12 protein-coding genes are annotated in these 15574 nt (G+C 67.8%); 4 read left to right on the plus strand and 8 right to left on the minus strand.

Translation table 11 applies throughout. The features are described 5' to 3' along the window. The first annotated feature begins 119 nt into the window (after window positions 1-119). A complete protein-coding gene (locus ACGFH9_RS30470) occupies window positions 120-2813 on the plus strand; it encodes an RHS repeat-associated core domain-containing protein (protein WP_393226215.1) in 2694 nt (897 codons plus the stop codon). Between the two features lie 74 nt (window positions 2814-2887). Beyond that, complete coding sequence (locus ACGFH9_RS30475; protein WP_357574904.1) at window positions 2888-3427, plus strand: DUF1877 family protein; 540 nt, start codon at window positions 2888-2890, stop codon at window positions 3425-3427. Between the two features lie 1578 nt (window positions 3428-5005). On the opposite strand, the gene ACGFH9_RS30480 is transcribed toward ACGFH9_RS30475, so the two are convergent. From ACGFH9_RS30480 to ACGFH9_RS30490, 3 genes are all read right to left on the minus strand, one after another. Next, window positions 5006-6487 carry a PepSY-associated TM helix domain-containing protein gene (locus tag ACGFH9_RS30480; protein ID WP_393226218.1) on the minus strand — a complete coding sequence of 494 codons (1482 nt, stop codon included), beginning with the start codon at window positions 6485-6487 and terminating at the stop codon, window positions 5006-5008. A gap of 154 nt (window positions 6488-6641) precedes the next feature. Then, entirely contained in the window at window positions 6642-6920 is a 279-nt protein-coding gene (locus tag ACGFH9_RS30485; RefSeq protein WP_393226221.1) for a cytochrome c oxidase assembly protein, read from the minus strand. After that, entirely contained in the window at window positions 6890-7624 is a 735-nt protein-coding gene (locus ACGFH9_RS30490) for a hypothetical protein (RefSeq protein ID WP_393226224.1), read from the minus strand. Before ACGFH9_RS30490 ends, ACGFH9_RS30485 begins: the two co-directional genes overlap by 31 nt. A gap of 349 nt (window positions 7625-7973) precedes the next feature. On the opposite strand from ACGFH9_RS30490, the gene ACGFH9_RS30495 reads away from it, so the two are divergent. Together ACGFH9_RS30495 and ACGFH9_RS30500 are read left to right on the plus strand one after the other, a co-directional pair. Beyond that, window positions 7974-8210: a GNAT family N-acetyltransferase gene (locus tag ACGFH9_RS30495; RefSeq protein ID WP_393226226.1), complete on the plus strand. Its 237-nt coding sequence runs from the start codon at window positions 7974-7976 to the stop codon at window positions 8208-8210. Between the two features lie 40 nt (window positions 8211-8250). Then, window positions 8251-8355, plus strand: a complete 105-nt coding sequence (locus ACGFH9_RS30500; RefSeq protein ID WP_393226244.1) for a hypothetical protein — start codon at window positions 8251-8253, stop codon at window positions 8353-8355. A 105-nt stretch (window positions 8356-8460) separates the two neighbouring features. Here the strand turns inward: ACGFH9_RS30500 and ACGFH9_RS30505 are convergent, their stop codons facing one another. The 5 genes from ACGFH9_RS30505 to ACGFH9_RS30525 all read right to left on the minus strand — a co-directional run bounded on the left by ACGFH9_RS30505 (window position 8461) and on the right by ACGFH9_RS30525 (window position 15468). Then, window positions 8461-10191, minus strand: a complete 1731-nt coding sequence (locus tag ACGFH9_RS30505) for an ABC transporter ATP-binding protein (protein ID WP_393226229.1) — start codon at window positions 10189-10191, stop codon at window positions 8461-8463. Then, window positions 10188-11852, minus strand: a complete 1665-nt coding sequence (locus tag ACGFH9_RS30510; RefSeq protein WP_393226232.1) for an ABC transporter substrate-binding protein — start codon at window positions 11850-11852, stop codon at window positions 10188-10190. Before ACGFH9_RS30510 ends, ACGFH9_RS30505 begins: the two co-directional genes overlap by 4 nt. Window positions 11853-11881: 29 nt before the next feature. After that, a complete protein-coding gene (locus tag ACGFH9_RS30515) occupies window positions 11882-12874 on the minus strand; it encodes an ABC transporter permease (protein WP_393226235.1) in 993 nt (330 codons plus the stop codon). Next, complete coding sequence (locus tag ACGFH9_RS30520; protein WP_393226238.1) at window positions 12871-13827, minus strand: ABC transporter permease; 957 nt, start codon at window positions 13825-13827, stop codon at window positions 12871-12873. Before ACGFH9_RS30520 ends, ACGFH9_RS30515 begins: the two co-directional genes overlap by 4 nt. 402 nt (window positions 13828-14229) lie before the next feature. Next, window positions 14230-15468 (minus strand): vanadium-dependent haloperoxidase, encoded by a 1239-nt coding sequence (locus ACGFH9_RS30525; RefSeq protein ID WP_393226241.1) that lies wholly within the window; start codon window positions 15466-15468, stop codon window positions 14230-14232. Between the last annotated feature and the right edge of the window lie 106 nt (window positions 15469-15574).

The following is a 15574-nucleotide window of genomic DNA, read 5'->3' on the forward strand; positions in this document are numbered from 1 at the left end:
CTCGATCCATGCCTGTCCATCGAATGAGCCAGGCTCATCGATCGGACCCACTGTGCGACACGCCCGACCCACCCACAAAACAAACGCGCTCTGAGGGCGGCATCCCCACAACCGTAGTCGTGAACGGCCGCGGACGGACCAGCGAGCTGCACCAGTACCGAGGTGACAGCCCCACAGGTCCGGCCGACGTCACCCGGTACACCTATACCCCGGCCGGATCGCTGGAGACTGTCACTGACCCGGCCGGCAACGTGTGGCGCCACCACTACAACCAACGGAACCTGCAGTCGCTCGTCGAAGACCCCGACGCGGGGGACAGTACCTACGAATATGACGCGCTGGGCCAGCTCAAGGCCACGACTGACAGCCGCGGCAACAAGTTGTCCTACGTCTACGACGCCATCGGCCGCAAACTAGAGGTGTGGAGCGGTGACGCCGCCACCGGGACCAAGCAGGCCGCCTGGTTCTACGACAGCACCGGCAACAAGGGACAGCTGTACTACAGCCAACGCATCGCCGGCGGCCAGAACTACTTCACCATCATCCAAAGCCGCGACCAATTGTATCGGCCTACCAAGACCCGCTACAGCTTCCCCTCCGGCGGCGTAGGTACCCAGCTCGGCAAGTCATACGACTTCTCGACCGCCTACAATACCGATGGCACGCTGCAGTCTACGGGAATGCCCGCGGTTGGATCCATCATGGCAGCGGAGGCTGTGGTCACGACCTACGACAACCTCCTACGACCCACGACCTTGACAGGTTCCAGCAGCTATGTCACGGCAACCTCGTACGGCAACACCGGCCAGCTTCTGCAGGCGGAACTCTACACAGGCGGCACCGGTAAGAAAGCCTGGCTGACCTACGACTACGAGCGCGGAACCGGCCGGTTGAGCAACTCCAAGGTGGATCGGCAGGGCGTGTCCAGCGGTGACATGAACGCGAACTACCAATACGACCCGGCGGGTAACGTGAAGTCCATCTCGGACGCGCCCACTGGTGGCACCCGCGATGTCCAATGCTTCGCCTACGACCACTTGCAACGTCTCTCGGAGGCATGGTCGACCGACAGCACGACCAAAACCTGTGCCGAGGGTGCCTCCCAGACCGGCGTCGGAGGCCCTGCGCCTTACCATCACTCCTGGACGTTCGACGCAGCTGGCAACCGCGACACCGAGACTCTTCACTCCGTTGCGGGGGCTGACGACATTAAGCGGGACTACACGTATCCAGCACAAGGGGCCGGGCAGAATCAGCCCCACGCTCTCAGTGAGGTCGAGGAAACCGGCCCGACCGGAAGTCGTACTTATCGATACGCATACGACGCCGCCGGCAACACCAAATGCCGACCCAACACCACGGCAGCGAATATCTGCACTGATGGTGGCCAATCGGCTCATCAGGTGTTGGCTTGGGACTCTGAGGGTCACCTTGCCGCTACTGCGCCGGCGGGCGAGCAGGCGACAACTTACCTCTATGACGCGGACGGCAGCCGTATCGTCCGCAAGGGCCCCAGCGGCACCACCCTGTACCTGCCGGGCATGGAGGTTGCCCAAACCGGTGCAAGCTTGACCGCTATCCGCTACTACGACTTTGCGGGCCGGACGGTTGCTGTCCGCAATGGCAGCGGTGTCTTCTTCCAGGCGACGGATCACCATAACACTGCGACCTGTACTATCAACGCCAGCACCGGAGCTATCGCGTGGCGACGAACCACGCCTTACGGCACTACAAGAGAAGCCGCACTTCCGACTTTCTGGCCGGACACGCGCGGGTTTCTCGGGGGAGTGCAGGACGGTACGGGCCTTACCCACCTCGGTGCCCGTGAGTACGACCCAACAATCGGTAGGTTCGTCTCCGCCGATCCATTGATCGATCCGAACAATCCAAGCGATCTCGGTGGTTACGCTTACTCGCGAAACAGTCCAATCACGTCCGCTGATCCCAGCGGTCTTGTCCCGTGGGATGACTACCATGTCCCTGGAGCCAATAGTGGCACTGGATACAAGGCACTCACTCAGGTTAGCAGCACCAGCGCAATCTACGTCGACCAAAATGGCTATCCACACTTCCAGCGGCCGAAGGGGAAGACGGTTCATGAGTCGGAGGCCAAGGCGGTAGAGTTTCTCAACAAAGATTTGCAGCGTTCGGGTGAATACTACGATCCGAAGACGGGAACCGGTTCCCGGTACATCCTCCAGGATGACAACGCGGAGGCACAAAGGCTGAAGGGTGCCGTGACGCTACCCTCCGGTGAAGTAACTGTTGCGGGAACGACTGCTGACGCGATCAAAGTGTCGTGGATTGATGGCAAGATAGTCAGTGTTGATTCCTATGACTTCACCACTCAAGCAATCGGTGAAGAAGAGCTTGGTGCAAAGACGGTCGTCAACAAGATGCGTACCGACGACGGGTCGGGGGCGAAGCGGCAGACGCAATACGTTGTCTTCGTCGCAAAAGACGACAAGCAGGCGGCGGACATGCGGCAGAGGTTGGCCGGAAATCCGAATGCCCGGGTTATCAATCCAACGACGGGGTTCGACACCGGCGAGATGCACAGCAAGACTCACGCGGCCGCAATTTCCGCTGCGCGGGCTCGCGCGGTGGCGCCCCGAGGGCCGGTCGGAGACACCCGAGTTCGCGGAGGCCGTGGTGGGGCTGGCCGGGGAATGGGAGCTCTCGGCGTGGTAGGAGAACTCTACGATATTTATAAAGCGGGCGAAGCCTTCAGTGATCCAGAGAAGGGGGATGAATATCTGTGTGAGTTCGGATACACCGGATATTGCCCCATGCCTCCGGGTCTGGATGGTTGAGAGAAAGTACGACGCAATAATGGCAAGCGAAAGCCGATTGCGGCCATGATAGTGATTGGGGGGTTGCGGTGAGCGTGCTAGGGGATCTTGCGCGGCTTAGCATAGGCGAGTTGGAAGAGATTCGTCGTTTGAGAGTCGCGGATGCATACGACCGGCTTGCGGACTTCGATCCGGTACGCCGCCTGGACCTGGATCGGGATTGGAGGAGGCTCGCCGCACTCATGGATGCTGCGGACTTTCCCATCAATCCCATCACCGGTGGATCGCTCTTTCCAGACGAGCGCAGGGCATGGGGAGACGAAATTCGCTCACGGCACTTAAACGTAGACGAGGTCGCGCAAGGGGCTGAGTGCCTGAATCGAGTGTCTTTTGATCTCCTGGTGCCGCATATGCGGGCCGTGCTCGAGGCGGAGGATGGCCAACACGTCGACCTTGACCCAAGCTCCCCCGACTACCTGAAATCGATCGCTTTGATGGAGGGGAGCCGCATCACGATCCCTGACGAGGTAGTGCACGATGCTGCGCAGGTCGTGGGCGAAAGGTATCACCGTTTGGTAGCCTTCTTTGATGCAGCCGCCCGCCATAACCAATGTACCGTCTTCTGGGCTGGCTGAAACCGGCGCATGATCCAACACTAGCGTCGGATGCGCACCACTTATTCGAGGCAGATGCGGCATCAGGTCAGCAAAGAGCCTGGTGCCGCATCTGCGCCGCTGTATTGAGAGCGCGCGTTTGGAATGTGGGCCGGTCGACTGTGTCGCACAGTGGGTCCGGTCGCTGGACGCACTCGGTCGGTAGGCAGGCATGGATCGAGTGCGGCGCTACCCGTCTGACCCGATGCTAGTGGGGGAGCATCGAGCCGATGCTGCCTTCTCCGAGTGCGTGGGCAGATCGGGGAAGTATCCATCGTTGTGCATCCGCGTCGCTGGGCCGTGCAACGGAGCCTGGCCCGGCTCACCGCCCACCGCCGCCTGGACCGCGACTATGGGACCTACCCCGAGCGCGTCAGAGGCCATGATCCGAGGGGCGGCCCTTCGGCGGCATGCTTCGCGGTGTCTCACCCGAGGCGAAGCAGCCATCCGCCGGCGACGCCGCATCGTCAACACCTCCGACTGACAGGGATGCAGAGCGGGCTGTGGGTCTTGCTTCGCACCATCCGCCTCGTTTGGATCGACAGCGGCTACACTGGCCGGCTCGTCGAGGCTGGGCGCGCCCCACCTCGCGTGGATCGTATGGATCGTCGCGAACTCTGCCGGGCAGACCACCCTCATCGTCCTGCACCGCCACAGGGCCGTTGAGTGCACCTTCTCCTGGACCAACCGCTGTCGATGCGGCTGCGGGAGCCAGCGCTGGGGCCATTTACAGCAATGGCTCCCGCACCTGACGACCGGTCGACGATCGGCGGCCCGTGGCGAGCCCGGGGGAAGCAGGTTGGGAGCAGCGGGGTGTCCTGAACGGCCTTGAACTGCGTCCAACGGCGTCGCACCGCGCTAAGCTGCACCCACCCCTGCCAGCGCCGCTCTGACCGCGGCCGGCGGCGCCGCGCCCCGGGGGCAGTTTCGCCTCCCAACCCAGCCCGTTGGCCTCACTGGACAGCCTGGCCACGATCATCGAATCTATCTGGGGACACGAATTCGTACGCTGACAGACGGCCCCTTCGGCGAATCCGGAGAGCAATCACCGCAGCTAGAGTTGCGCGAGCTTCAGAGTTGCGCTGAGCGCCATCGTCGGTGGGGCAATGGTTCGTGTCGCCCCACCGACACGAACCCCTTGCTCGTGGTGCGAGTCGCGCCGAGCAGGCGCACGCTGTTTCCTGGTGACGGCACGTCCCCGATGGTGGGGGAGCGGGCGCGGTGGGACCCCGTGCTGTCCTCTCGGCCTGCCCCCCGTTTACCCCCCGAAAACCCCCGGCTGCCGTTGACAACCAGTGACAAGAAGCGACCACTGCTTGATCGTGTCTGTGCAGCCTAACGCCCTTGGTTGACAATCAATGAGAAGCTCGACTTGGTCACGGATGGTAACAAGGGGTCGTCGGTTCGAATCCGGCCGTCCCGACAGCACGAAAAGCGGCCGTCGACCGGGATGTCCTCCCTGGTCAACGGCCTCCAATTCGTATGGGCGCGGATACGCGACTCTACGCGCGGGGTTCGGCCGCCCATCCGCCGGACGAGCGGCCGAACCCCGCCGGTGCGTCAGCTGCCGGCCGGCGCGGGGAAGGTGGGGACCGCAGCGGGACGCCGCCGCCGCGACACCGCGCCCACTACGACGTCGATGACGAGGAACGCCAGCAGGGTGAGCCCGAACAGCGGCAGCGCCCAACCGATCGCCGCGATCACTGGTACGCCGATCAGCAGTGACCAGAGGGGCAGGCTCCGGACACCGCCGCGGGCCGGCGTGGTGCCGGCGAGAGAGCGTCGGTCGGTGCGGGTGGGTCGGCGTTGCCACCACATGCGGTAGCCCCAGACGATGACGCAGAGCAGCCCGAGGGCGAGCGCCGCGAGCAGGATCTGGTTGACCGGTCCGAAGAGGATGCCCATGTGGGCCTGGATGCCGAGGCCGCTGAGTTGGGCCAGCAGGGACCAGTCGGCGAAGTCGCTACGGGCGGTGATCGTACCCGTGGCGGGGTCGACGGCGACCCGGTCCTTGGCGATGGGCCAGGTGTTGTCGACCTGCGTAACGGTCCAGGCGGAGCCCGGCTCCGCCGCCGGGGCGATCTCGACCGGGCCGGAGAGACCCGCGGCGCGGGCGGCCGTCGACACCTGGTCGAAGATTGCCGACACGACGACCCCGCCCGCTGCGGCGGCACCGTGCTCGTGGCCGCCTTCGGCCGCGGCTGGTACGGCCGGATCGGTGGTGAGGCTGGTGGAGATTTCCGGAGCGCGGGCCTGTAGCGCGTCGAGGCCGGCGCCGAAGTTCGCCCCGGCGTAGCGGGACCAGGTCAGTCCGGTGGCGGAGAGGAACAGCAGGCCGACGGTGAGCCAGATGCCGGTGGTGGCGTGCCAACCCCGGGTGCGACGGACGCCCTTGCCGGCGGACAGGTCCGGCACGAGCAGGTGTCGGGCGGTGGCCCGGTTGGCGCTGCGGCGGCGCCACCAGAGGATGACGCCGCCGAGCGCGATCACCCACAGCCAGCTCGCGGCCAGTTCGGAGTAGTGCCGACCCACCACGCCCAGGTGCAGGTTGCGGTGCAGGTCGTCCAGCCAGGTGGTGGCCGGGGTGGAACCGAACCACGTGGTCAGTTGGCCCTTGACCTGCGCCGTGTACGGGTCGACGTAGACGGTGTGCTGCTTCTCGCCGAGCTCTGGCAGGGAGAACGTGACCCGGGTGCTCTGGTCGCCGTCGCCGGACTGCACGATGGCGATGCTGCCGTCGGGATGCGCGTTGCGTGCCGTTCCGATCTGCTCCGCCAGCGGCAGCGGACGGTCGCCCACCTGGGCGACGGTCAGTTGGTCGCCGTAGAGGATGGCGTCCAGTTGTGGGGTGGTGGTGTAGGCCAGCCCCGTCAGTGCGGCGACCACGAGGAAGGGGGCGACGAGGATGCCGGCGTAGAAGTGCAGCCGCAGCAGCAGCGCGCCGAACGGGGAGGCGCGTCGGGCCGGTCGGGCTGGCGTATTGGCGGCTGTGGTGGGTTCCGGCGTCGGCGCGCCGGACAGTTCGGTGAGAGACATGGTCATCCGATCGGAATTGGCGAGAAGCACCCAGGGGGTGTTCCTCCTGCTGGCATGGTCGCCCGGTGGTTCGTCGCGTCAGCTCCGGCCTCGTGAGGTAGTCGGCCAGATGGCCCCGGCGGTTCCCGGGAATGTGGCGGACCAGGATGGCTGCCGGGGGTCAGTGCTGGTCGGGCCCGGACGTGCTGCGTGGGTCGGACTCCGCACGCCCCGCTGCGGCGAGGAACGCGTTGTAGCGGGCGAGGTCGTCCTCCTCGCCGGTGGCGGCCGCCCGGTCGGCCGCCCGGTGGAGGCGGACCTGTTCACGCTGGTCAGCGCGAATCCACTGGCGAATCAGAACGATCATGACGACGACGGCGGGCAGTTCGCCGAACGCCCAGGCGATGCCGGCGCCGAGCTTCTGGTCGGTCAGCAGCGACGATGCCCAGGCGGGGTGCACAGCGACATACCAGTCGGGGGCGATGAGGGATTTCCCGCTCCGGCGGCGTGACCGGTGAAAGCCGGCGGAAGCACGGCGACCAGCGCCAGGATCGAGACCGTCGCGGCGAGCCCTCGGGACACCCCGACGCGTGCCAGCAGCGCCACGGTCAGGGCGAGCCCGGCCTGCAACATCAGCGACTGGCCTTGCGAGATCGTGGTGGCGAAACTGACCACGGTCGCGGGCTTGAGCGTCCCCAGCGGTTGCCCGAGCAGGTCGGAGACCGTCAGTACAGTCAGCGTCAGTGCCGCGATCGTCCATCCGAGCGCGGCGAGGCTCGCTCGCCGCAGGAGCAGGTAGCCGTGGGGCGAGACGCTGCGTTCGTCGCCGGGCAGCAGAAACGCGCCGGCCACCGCCATGCCGACGGTGAGGGTGCCGAGGCCGTTCGAGAGCAGCCGGATGACCGGCAGGGCCCATGTCGTTGCCGGTCCCGCGTCCGGCAGGCCGGGTATCGCGGCGGTGAGGGCACCGCCGACCCGCAGGCCGGGCAGCAGCAGAGCGAGGCCACCGGCACCGACGGCGGCAGAGCCCAACCAGGGGTACGCCCCGGGTGCCGCGCGGTACGCGTTGCGGGAGTGTGCCGCGGAGGTCGCCGGCGCCTCGAAGGTGGTCCGGGTGTTATCAGGATCGTCGGAGGCGAGCTGCCGGGAATCTGTGTCGGACACGTGTTGACCTTGACCTCTGAATCAATGAAGTGACACGACCGCACGCGTGCGGTTCGGTCGTCGACGCTTCGCCAGCAGCAGCCGGGGCGACGATCGAGCGTCGCGGTGAGCCGAAAGGGCCGGTAGTACGGTCCTCCGATGGTTGCTCTTGCTCGTTGGTCGGTCGCTACGCAGGAAAGTTCCAGGCGGGCGGGCAATCGCCGTCAAGCGGTCAAAACGGCGGACGGTCCGCGCATTGGCCGGCCTTTTCGTGCAGGTCATGCCGCTGGGCCGCGCTGACCGGCCCACACCGGGGGTTCGCCGAAGTACACGGTCGGGCAGCCCGTTACCAACCTGACGTCGCCCCGAGATGCTCTCCCTGATCGCACGCACCCAACCGGGGCCGTTCCTGCCCCGGACCGTCGAACTCGGCACCTATCTGGGCCTTCGACGGGACGGGGCACTCGTCGCGATGGCTGGCGAGCGGCTGCACCCGCCGGGCTGGACCGAGATCAGCGCGGTCTGCACCGCCCCTGAGGTCCGCGGTCGGGGCCTGGCAACCCGGCTGGTCCAGGCCGTCGCGGCCGGCATCTGCGCCTGGGGGTGAGCGGCCCTTCCTGCACGCGGCCGCCAGCAACCCCTCGGCGATCCGGCTGTACGAATCGATCGGTTTCACGCTGCGGCGCCACACCACGTTCCGCGCTGTCCGCGTGCCGGATCGGCTCCCGGCAGATCGTCGGTCCACGGTCTGATCGGGTCGGGCCCCGCACCATCACGAAACCTCACGGCTACGGGCTGCTCGAAGCCGAGCGTTCGAGCCGCCTCGGCGAGGATCTTCTGCGGGCCGTGATGTCCCCTCAGCTCGACGCGCCGGTGAGCTGCCGCCACGCCGCGCGACGCAGCGCCTGCTGCGCCGGATCGGCAACCGGTGCTGCCGCCAACAGCCGTGACGTGTACGGGTGCCGGGGGGCGCGTAGCACATCGTCGGCCGGACCCTCCTCCACGACCCGGCCGCGATGCAGTACCGCCACCCGATCCGCGAGCTGCTCGACCACTGCCAGGTCGTGGCTGATGAACAGGCAGGAGAAACCGAAGTGGCCCTGTAGCGACCGAAGCAGTTCCAGGATCCGCGCCTGCACCGACACGTCCAAAGCACTGGTGGGCTCGTCCGCGATCAACAAGGCCGGGTTCAAGGCGATGGCGCGGGCGATGGCCACCCGCTGCCGTTGCCCACCCGACATCTCGTACGGATGGCGGTCGTGCAGGCGCGACGGCAGCCCGACCGCGTCCAACAGTTCGTCGACGCGGTGGCGTTGCGCGTCCGAGCGCAGATCGGTGTGCAGCGACAACGGTTCGGCGATGCTCGCGCCGACCGTCCGGCGGGGGTTCAGGGACGACGCAGGATCCTGGAAGACGATGCCGAGCTGAGAGCGGAACGTGCGCAGTTCACGGCGGGAGGCGCGCCCCACGTCGATGCCAGCGACGGTCACCGTGCCGGCAGTCACCGGTACGAGGCCGGCAATCGCCCGGCCGAGGGTCGATTTGCCGGAGCCGGACTCGCCCACCAGGGCCACCAGTTCGCCCTGGTCGATGTGGAACGAGACGTCATCCACCGCCCGGACCGGCCGGCCGCGCCGCTTTCCCGGATAGTCGACGACGACGTTGCGGAGAAGCACGACGGGGTTCGTGCCGGCCGACATGTCGAGCGGTCGTGGCTCGTTCGCCCATGGCGTCGCCGGTTCAGGCCGGGCAAGCCGCAGCTCCGGCAACGTGGGTACGGCGTGCAGCAACGCCTGGGTGTACTCGTGCCGGGGCGCGGCGAAGAGTTCAGCGGCGGGCGCCTGTTCGACGACCTGACCGTCGCGCAGCACCACCACGTCGTCGGCGACGTCCGCCACCACGCCCATGTCGTGCGTGATGAGGAGGACGGCCATGTCGAGTCGGGTGCGCAGGTCACGGAGCAGGTCGAGGATGCCAGCCTGAACGGTCACGTCCAGAGCGGTGGTCGGCTCGTCGGCGATCAGCAGCAGCGGGTCACAGCTGATGGCCATCGCGATCATCGCTCGCTGGAGCTGGCCACCGGAGAGCTCGTGCGGGTACGACCGCGCCACTCGTACGGGGTCGTCCAGACCGACGGTCGCGAGCAACTCCAGAACCCGAGCGTTGGCGGCAGAGTGTCGCACCGGGCGGTGTGCCCGTATCGCCTCGGCGACCTGGTCACCGATGGTGAAGACCGGGTTGAGCGCGGTCATCGGCTCCTGGAAGATCGTGCCGACCCGGCCGCCGCGCACCTCCCGCAGCAGGCTCGGCTCGGCACCGATCAGCTCGGCGCCGTCGAGGGTGATGCTGCCGCTGACCCGGGCGGTGGCGGGGAGCAGGCCCAGGGCGGCCATTGCGGTGACGCTCTTGCCTGACCCGGACTCGCCGACCAGGGCGAGGACCTGCCCGCGGTGCAGCTCGAAGGACGCGTCGTGAACGGCTGCGTGCGTGTCGCCATCGGCCTCGAACGTCACGGCCAGCCCGGCCACCGCGAGCAGCGGTGACCGGGTGGCCTTCGCGAGGTGTGGCTCCGGAGGGGAGGCCGTCATCCCTGCTTCAGCGATACCTTCAGGTAGTTCGGATAGGCCGGGAAGGCGGGCACGAAGAAGTTCTGCACCTTCGACCCGTGCAGGAACGAGTTCTTCGTGTAGGTCAGCGGCACGATCGGCGCGTCCTGCAGGATGCGCTTGTCGGCCTGTGCCCACAGGGCCTGTGCCTTCGTCGGGTCGGTCTCGGCCGTGGCCTGTCCGATGAGCGCGTCGACCTCGGGCTGGGAGTAGCGGGCGCTGTTGTAGCCACCGCCGCCGATCTCGGTGGACGCGAACAGCGGCTGGATGTTGCCGTTGGCGCTGGGGAAGTCCGGCTGCCAGCTGGCGACTGTCAGGTCGTAGTCGGCCTTGTCGCCGGTCACCTCGGCGGTCCAGGCGTCCTCGTCGACCGGCTTGATCGTCACCGTGATGCCCACCCGCTGCAGCCCCTGCTGGATGGCCTGGGACTTGGCGAGGTTCGGCTGGTCGTTCTCGGACAGGAGCGTGAGGTTCAGGGACGTCTGCCCCGCCTCGGTGAGCAACTGCTTGGCCTTGGCGACATCGCCCGACGGGTCGGCCGGGTAGAGGTTGTAGTCGACCCGCCCGGCGATGCCCGGGGTGATCAACGTGCTGGCCAGGTCGCCGCCGATGGCACCGCCGGAGGCGACCTGGTAGGCGCGCTTGTCCACGGCGTACTGGATGGCCTGGCGGACCTTGACGTCCTTCAGCGGCCCGCGCTGGGTGTTGAGTGCCAGGTACGAGAGCGCGCCGGCCTCCGAGGTGACCAGCCGCTGCTTCGCGCTGGCGTTCTGCTCGATCTGCGCGAGCTGGGCGGGCGCCACGAACCCGGCGCCGAAGGCCGAGCGGTCGTCACCGGAGTCGGCGATCAGGCGCTGCGACTGGACCGTGGTGTCCTGGCCGAGTTGGAAGACGATGTTGTCGGGTCCGGCGGTGCGGACCTGGTCGGTGGTGGCGTCCCAGTTCGGGTTGCGGGAAAGTTTCACCGAGACACCCTGCTGGTACGACTCGACCTGGTAGGGGCCGGACGCGACCGGATTCTGGGTGTACTTCTGCGGGTCGTCCTTCGCCTTCGGTACCGGCGCGAACGCCGGCATGGAGACGATCCAGGGCCAGTCGCCGTACGCCGTCTTGAGGTGGAAGACGAGGGTCTTCGCGTCCGGGGTGTCGATCGAGGCCAGGTCCGCTCCGGAATACGGCCCCTTGTACTCGGCGCCGCCCACGAGCAGGCTCTTGTGGTAGCCGAGGCCGCCGGAGAGTTCGGGCGCGAAGGAGCGCTCGATGCCGTACTTGACGTCGCCGGCGGTGATCGGGGACCCGTCGGAGTACTTGAGCCCGTTCTTCAGCGTGAAGGTCCAGGTCTTGCCGCCGTCGGTGGTCTTGCCGGTGTCCGTGGCCAGATCCGGGACCACCTGCGCGGTCTTGCCGGGCTGGACGTCCCAGGTGGTGAGCCGGCGCAGGACGAGGCCCAGGGTGGTGATGGCCAGGTTCTGGCTCTTGGCGGGGTCGAAGTTGATGTCGCTGGCGGCGTTGAGGATGGTCAACGTGCCACCCTTCTCGTTGCCCCCGGCCGATCCGTCGGCGTCCGGCGTGACGTCCGGGTTCGCGTTGCAACCAGCCAGGGCGAGTACGACTGCGAGCGCGAGTGCGCTGCGTCTTGTCATCAGTGCCTTACCTTTCGATGATTGGCGCATCAGGACGCCACTCTTGGATCGAGGACGCCGTAGACCAGGTCCACGATGAAGTTCGCGAGGATGATGAGGAACGCGGAGAACAGGGTGACCCCGATGATCAGCGGAAGGTCGACGTTGCCGACCGCGTCCAGTAGCAGGGCGCCCAGCCCGGGCATGCTGAAGACCCGCTCGGTGATGACCGCGCCGCCGAGCAGCGACCCGAGGTCGAGCCCGAAGACGGTGACCACCGGGACGAGGACGTTGCGCAGGGCGTGCCGACCGACGACCCGCCGTTCCCGCAGCCCTTTGGCGCGAGCCGTGCGGATGTAGTCCTCGCCCAGCACGTCGAGCATCTGACCCCGGGTCAGCCGGGCGTAGACCGCCGCGGAGATCAGGGCAAGCACGCACCAGGGCAACACCAGGTGCCACAACCAGCCCACCGGATCCTCGGTCAGCGGCACGTACCCGTTGACGGGCACCATGTTGAGGGTGAAGCCGAACAGCAGGATGCCGAGCAGGCCGGCCAGGTAACTGGGAGCGGAGACACCGATCGTGGAGAACGTCATCGCTGCCCGGTCGATGGCGGTGCCCCTGCGGACGGCCGCGACGACTCCGGTGCCGACGCCGATGATCAGCCACAGCACGGCAGCGCCGACGGCGATGGAGAAGGTGACCGGGATGCGTTCCAGGATGAGGTGGGTGACCGACTCGTTCAGCTGGAATGAGTACCCGAAGCATGGCGCCGCGCAGTGCACGGCGGCAGCTCCGGTGCCGAAGGTGCGGCCGGTGACGATCCCGCCGAGGAACGCCACATATTGCTGCGCCCAGGGCTGGTCGTAGCCCATGAAGGCGCGGGCGTCGGCGAGCCGTTCAGGTGTGCAGGGTCGTCCGCACGAGAGCTGCGCCGGATCACTGGGCAGCAGGACGAACACCGCGTACGTGATCAGACTGATCACGAGCAGCGTGACGATCATGCTGAGGAGGCGTCCGGAGACCAGCCGGAGGAGTCTCATCGCCGCAGCCCCCGCGTCTTCGGGTCGAACGCGTCGCGCAGGCCGTCGCCGAGCAGGTTGAAGGCCAGCGTGGCGAGGAAGAGCGCCCCGCCGGGAAATACCAGGAACATCGGGTCGGTCTGGACCCAGCCGATCGCGTCGCCGATCGAGCGACCCCACGCCGGGGTCGGCGGCGGTACCCCCACGCCGAGGAAGGAGAGGGCAGCCTCGGCACCGATCATCGACGGGATCGTGATGGTGGCGTAGACGATGATCGTGGCGGTGAGGTTGGGGAGCAGTTGCCGCACGAGCAGGTGCCAGCCACCGGCGCCGAGCGCAGTCGATGCGACCACGAAGGTGCGCCGCTTCAATGTCAGCGTCTGGCCACGGACCACGCGCGCGATCGAGGGCCAGCCGAAGATCGCGAGCACGCCGACGAGGAGCAGCGGCTTCGGGAGGCTGGTCGGGGCGATCGCGCCGAGCGCGATCACGAAGATCAGGTACGGGAAACCGAGCAGAACGTCGATGGTCCGGGTGACGATGCGGTCGTACCAGCCGCCGTAGAAGCCGGCGGTGAGGCCGACGACCACTCCGAGCAGCACCGAGACGGTGGTGGCCCCGGCGCCGACGAGGATCGAGGTCCGGGCGCCGTGTACCACGATCGCGAACAGGTCGCGCCCGGTCATCGGTTCCACCCCGAACCAGTGCTGGGCGCTGATTCCGCCGCCGAAGCCCTTCGGCGCTCCGGAGTCAGACAGGGCGTCAAGGTCGTACGTGTAGGGGTCCTGACCGGCGATCGCGCTGAACAGTGGGGCGGCGGCCGCGACGACGAGGAAGAGGGCCACGCCGCCGGCTCCGCCCAGCGCCCAACGGTCGGCGGCCAGACGGCGCCAGAGGTGGCGGGCAGCTGTGCTGCGGGCCGGGCTTGGTGGTCGGGTCGGAGCCGGCGGCGCGAGATGAGTGTCGGCGGACACGTTGGTTCCTTACGGGGTCCAGGGGTGGGTGGGCCGGGGAGCTCAGCGCTCCCGGCAACACTTCCTGCCCACGCTGACCCCTCTCGGTGCTCGTTCCGGTAGCTGGAGACCGGTTACCGGTCGATGCCACACCGCGCGGCTCGGCAGCCGCAGCGACCATGTTCCGTGAGCCGCGCCGGGAAAATCCAGGACTAGAGACCTATAACACAGACCGGATTAGTAGGGAATTATCGAGCTCCCCGTTCAACCTGGCCGGCCCACGTCAGCCTCTCGGTCACCTCCTTGGACGCGGATACGGTCGTCAGCTGGTTCGGGATGTACCAGAGGAACTCGAGGCTCATCGGAGGGTCTCCCCGCTTCGGGGGCGGAGCGGCGACGGCCGCCTCGCCCCGATGGGTTCGGTCAGCGGAACAACTGTCGTGCGTTGCGGAGCGTGTGCGCGGCCACGTCGCGGCCGAGCCGGACGCCGGCCTCGTCCGCGCTACGGGTGTGGATGCCCGACCACACCCGGGCGTCGACGTTCTCCCTGGTAGGTCGCCGCCAGTCGCGGTAGGTCCGGGTGGCGGCCGGCTGGCTCGGGCTGGTGATGGTGTACGGCTCCCGGGCCTGCGGGCCCAGCAGGGCCGTGAGCACCTGCTCGGCGGCGCCGGAGTAGGTGTTGTGCCCGCTCGGGTAGTCCGGATGCGCCGGCGTCGCGTGCAGGGGCGTCCAGGCCGGATCTCCGCCTGCGCCGGCCCGGATGGCGGTGACCGGTCGCCAGCGCAGGTATGCGTACTTGGCGTCGGAGGTCGCGATCTGGGTGTCGACGAGCGCGACGTGGAAGATGGCCACGAGGCTCGCCCGCTCGGCGACCGGCCCGGTGTACTGCGCGAGCGCGGCGCGCAGGATCCCGGTGTAGAGAGTCAGTGAGGAGCCGAGCCAGAAGGTCGCCGTGTCGGTCTGCTGGGGTGTCCGTACGGCGCTGTCCACAGCCCCGTACGCCCGGACCTCGGCGAGGTCCGCGCGGTAGGGCTCCGAGTTCAGGGCGGGCGGTGGACCGGGCCGGTACCGGTTCGCGTGGTCGAGCAGGAACGGCCGGGCGAAGCGGGTTCCGGCCTGCTGAGCGGGGGAGAAGTCCGGTGGGGTGGGCTGCCAGCTACCCGGGCCCGCTTCGGGGTTCGGATACGCCGGGTTGACGGAGGCGGGGTCGAGCCCGTCGCCCGTCCGTTGGGTCAGCAGCCAGCGTGCCTCGGCGCGGCCGGTGGCCGCACCCTGTTCCTTGGCCCGCCCGTCCGGTACCCGGTCCAGTGTGGTCCGCAGTGCCGAGTCCAGCGCGGCAGCACTGTCGGGGATCAGGGTGCTCAGCGCGGTGTGGACGGCGGACGCGAGCGCGGCGTCGCGGTAGTGGCGGGGGTTTCCGGTGGGCGCGGTCCGGGTGGCGCGCGCGGCGGCGAGCCAGCTGATCGCCCACGCGCGGCTGTTGGCGACCTGCGGCCGTGTGCCGGTGGCGACGGCGGCAGCGGTGGCGTCGTACCACTGAAGAGCGGTTTCGGTCGTCGTGGTGCTGGCGGCGGCCGGCGCGGCGGGTAGGCCGGCGACCAGGACGGCGGCGGCGATCATCGCCACACCGCGGCGCCGGCCGCGAAGGCTCGACAGGGTCATGATGCGGTGGCTCCTAGACGAGTAGTTCCGAACCCGTCAGTGGTCGTAGGCAATGAGTGATCGGGTGACGGGTGCTCCGGTCTTGTTGTTGTGCCAGATCGCGGCG

It is taken from the genome of Micromonospora sp. NPDC049102 (assembly GCF_043197485.1).
Lineage (GTDB): Bacteria > Actinomycetota > Actinomycetes > Mycobacteriales > Micromonosporaceae > Micromonospora.

Excerpts from the sequence above, each read along its gene's own strand:
- ACGFH9_RS30480 (WP_393226218.1), bottom strand. The coding sequence starts at position 6,487 with ATGACCATGTCTCTCACCGAACTGTCCGGCGCGCCGACGCCGGAACCC.
- ACGFH9_RS30495 (WP_393226226.1), top strand. The coding sequence starts at position 7,974 with ATGCTCTCCCTGATCGCACGCACCCAACCGGGGCCGTTCCTGCCCCGG.
- ACGFH9_RS30505 (WP_393226229.1), bottom strand. The coding sequence starts at position 10,191 with ATGACGGCCTCCCCTCCGGAGCCACACCTCGCGAAGGCCACCCGGTCA.
- ACGFH9_RS30510 (WP_393226232.1), bottom strand. The coding sequence starts at position 11,852 with ATGACAAGACGCAGCGCACTCGCGCTCGCAGTCGTACTCGCCCTGGCT.
- ACGFH9_RS30515 (WP_393226235.1), bottom strand. The coding sequence starts at position 12,874 with ATGAGACTCCTCCGGCTGGTCTCCGGACGCCTCCTCAGCATGATCGTC.
- ACGFH9_RS30525 (WP_393226241.1), bottom strand. The coding sequence starts at position 15,468 with ATGACCCTGTCGAGCCTTCGCGGCCGGCGCCGCGGTGTGGCGATGATC.